The following is a 2,820-nucleotide window of genomic DNA, read 5'->3' as shown; positions in this document are numbered from 1 at the left end:
TTATGTCATTCAAGATTGTGTTATCTTTCCTGATTTTTCAGGGGAATAGGATGGCACTGCGGAATCGCATAAAAAAAATGACGCTGGTTAAGGCGCTGGATAAATATTTTAGTAGTGTCTCTGTGCATAAGCGCGGCCACCTGCAGGAGTTTTACCGAATAAATGTGTTAAAACGATCGGCACTGGCTGGCAAATTTATGGATGAGATTTCATCCGTGGATATCGCTGATTATCGGGATTCAAGGCTCAGCACAATTAGTACCCGTACAGGTCACAATGTCAGTGCAAATACTGTCAGGCTGGAACTGGCATTACTTTCCGCACTTTATAACCTTGCACGCATTGAATGGGGAACCTGCTCTCATAATCCGGTTGAACACGTACGTAAACCTGCTGCGTCTCCGGGGCGGACCCGTCGTCTCACTTCAGTTGAAGAACGCCACATTAAACGTGCTCTTCAAAGTAAAAATCCGCAGCTCCTTGCTATTTTTCAACTGGCGTTAGAAACAGCCATGCGTCAGGGCGAAATCCTGTCTCTGAGGTGGGAGTACGTCGATCTTCATATGGGAGTGGCGCATCTGCCTTTAACAAAAAATGGTACAGCCCGGGACGTACCTTTGTCCTGGAAGGCGCGGCAGGTGCTGAAAGAGTTCGCAGGTGCGGTTTCAGGGCCCGTTTTCAGCTACACATCAAATGGATTCAAGAGCGCCTGGCGTGCCCTTCTGTGTGAAACAGGAATTAAGGACCTTCACTTTCATGACCTTCGCCACGAGGCGGTCAGCCGGCTGTTTGAGCTGGGCACTCTGAATGTCATGGAGGTTGCGGCTATTTCCGGTCATAAGAGTATGAATATGCTAAAGCGATATACCCATCTGCGCGCGACACAACTGGTGAGCAAGCTGGATGCGCGGCGTCGTCAGGCGCAAAAACTGGCGACTATTTTCATATCTTATCCGGCAGAGATTGAGGAAAAAGAAGGGCAATACCTTCTGCGCTTCACAGATCTCGATCATACGGTCATAACAGCAGCAACGCGTGAAGAGGCAGTCTTCTTAGCAGCTTCAAGTCTCCTGCGCATTCAGGCGATCGCCGCGCGAGCGGGCAAGAGACTCCCGCCTCCTGGGGAAATTAACGTCCGTGACCCCGGAAGGGTCCTGATAAACCCTTTTGTAACTAAGGAATCAGTTTCCGCAGATTGACTGCCGAAATGATTTTTATGAAAATTAAGTAGTACCAACGAAAGCAAACCTCTAATGACATATTGATACCGCATGCCATTTATTGGTATGCGGTTTTTTTTATCCATTACACCTTATGTGTTGAGTTTTACTGCACTGCTCCTCCAGGTATCTGCAGAGCAGATCTTCCATACCCATACTCAGTTCATTGATATCCACTTGCTGGCGTCTTCCTGAAATTTTTACAAACGGCTAATGAGTTAATCATCGTTATTCTTCGCGCATTTTTGCACCTTATGGCCGTTCTGCTGTGCAGCCATAAGGAAACCCTGTATGTCACCCAGTCATGCCTCACCCGAGGAACTACTTCCGGATGCGCCTGAGTCTCAGCTCTGTGGGCCAGAGGTGCAGCCCTCTGCTGCAGTCAAGCCGCGTCAGCGATTGCCGTTTAGCCCCCGAAAAATTCTCCTGACCGGCAGTGCCATTTTACTGACTGTCAGTCTGGCCGGATCACTCATTGCGCTGGTTGTTATGGGCAGTCAGGTATCTGACCTCACCATTCGTGTTAACACGCTCGATGCCGCTTTTCGCAGCGGACAGATTGGCCAGCTGACCTCAAATGTTTCGGCAATGGAAAATCGGCTTAAAACGCTTGAACAGCAGGCCGCCGCGCTTGCTGACCTGCCTGGCGCAGTTCAGTCAACCCGTGAACAGCAGGACAGCCTGAAGAGCGCGATCAATCAGCTCCGTGATAACGAAAACACCAACAGCCAGGCGGTGGCTCAGTTGCAGACCCGCGCGGGTGCGCTAGAGCACGACGTTCAGCAGGCTAAAGCCACGCTGGATGAGCTTAACCGCAGGGCAGAACCTGCACAAAAACCTTCAGAGCCTGAAAAGCCCCGCACCGCCAGTGAGGCAGGAAAAAGTCGGACGGCGTCCGCATCAAAAAAGATTAACCGGTCAGTCAGGCGCGCGGTGACGCTGGCTGCACCGTTCGAGCTGACCGGCATTGAACGTCGTGGCGGTCAGAACTTCGCCGTGGTCATTCCCCGGGGTGCATCGCAGATATCAGCGATGCGCCTGCTTTCTCCGGGTGACAGTCTGATGGGCTGGACGCTGAAATCCACGGAGGGGGGGCATGCGGCCCGCTTCCAGGTCAATGGCAGTGAACAGCTGATCCAGGCTCAATAAGTGGAGCTAAAACGTATATGAGAAACTATTTACTGGCAGCACTGAGTCTTATGCCATGGGCACTTCAGGCTGCTGAAGTCCAGACGTCACCCGCGCAAAGCGTGGTATCGGTGTTGCAGCAGTCATCCACGAGCGTTCTGAGCGCGCAGCAGCAGGCTCAGCAGTGGGGATTATCTGATAACGACTGGAGTCGGTATCAGGCGATGATGAAGGGATCGCGGGGCATTATGTCCCCCGGGCTTGATCCACTCACCGCACTGGGTGTTGAGACTGACAGCTCTGCCGAACGTCATCGCCTTGCTGAACTCTGGGTCAGACATGAATATCAGCGAAGCGAGAAGGAGCTGGCTTTTCAGCGAGAAATTAACGCAGCCTGGCTGCGACTGTATCCGGAGACGCTGGCCGTCAATATGGGCAGCAACGCGGCCGGCATTGCGCACGACACGCAGGG

At 52.3% G+C, this 2,820-nt stretch carries 3 protein-coding genes; all 3 read left to right on the top strand.

Annotated features, from left to right (window positions below; all coding sequences use genetic code 11):
* Positions 1–50 precede the first annotated feature (50 nt).
* Positions 51–1,199 carry a tyrosine-type recombinase/integrase gene (locus PSSD_RS25685; protein WP_058974204.1) on the top strand — a complete coding sequence of 383 codons (1,149 nt, stop codon included), beginning with the start codon at positions 51–53 and terminating at the stop codon, positions 1,197–1,199.
* Between the two features lie 312 nt (positions 1,200–1,511).
* Positions 1,512–2,369, top strand: a complete 858-nt coding sequence (locus tag PSSD_RS25680) for a hypothetical protein (RefSeq protein WP_058974203.1) — start codon at positions 1,512–1,514, stop codon at positions 2,367–2,369.
* 17 nt (positions 2,370–2,386) lie between these two features.
* On the top strand, positions 2,387–2,820 hold a 434-nt coding region (locus tag PSSD_RS25675), incomplete at its 3' end, for a TIGR03759 family integrating conjugative element protein (protein WP_064511488.1).

Origin of the sequence: Type-D symbiont of Plautia stali (assembly GCF_001485335.1) — a bacterium.
Classification (GTDB): domain Bacteria; phylum Pseudomonadota; class Gammaproteobacteria; order Enterobacterales; family Enterobacteriaceae; genus Pantoea; species Pantoea vagans_C.
Note: the sequence above shows the minus strand (reverse complement) of the source record. Positions and strands in the feature narration are given on the sequence as shown.

Excerpts from the sequence above, each read along its gene's own strand:
- PSSD_RS25680 (WP_058974203.1), top strand. The coding sequence starts at position 1,512 with ATGTCACCCAGTCATGCCTCACCCGAGGAACTACTTCCGGATGCGCCT.
- PSSD_RS25685 (WP_058974204.1), top strand. The coding sequence starts at position 51 with ATGGCACTGCGGAATCGCATAAAAAAAATGACGCTGGTTAAGGCGCTG.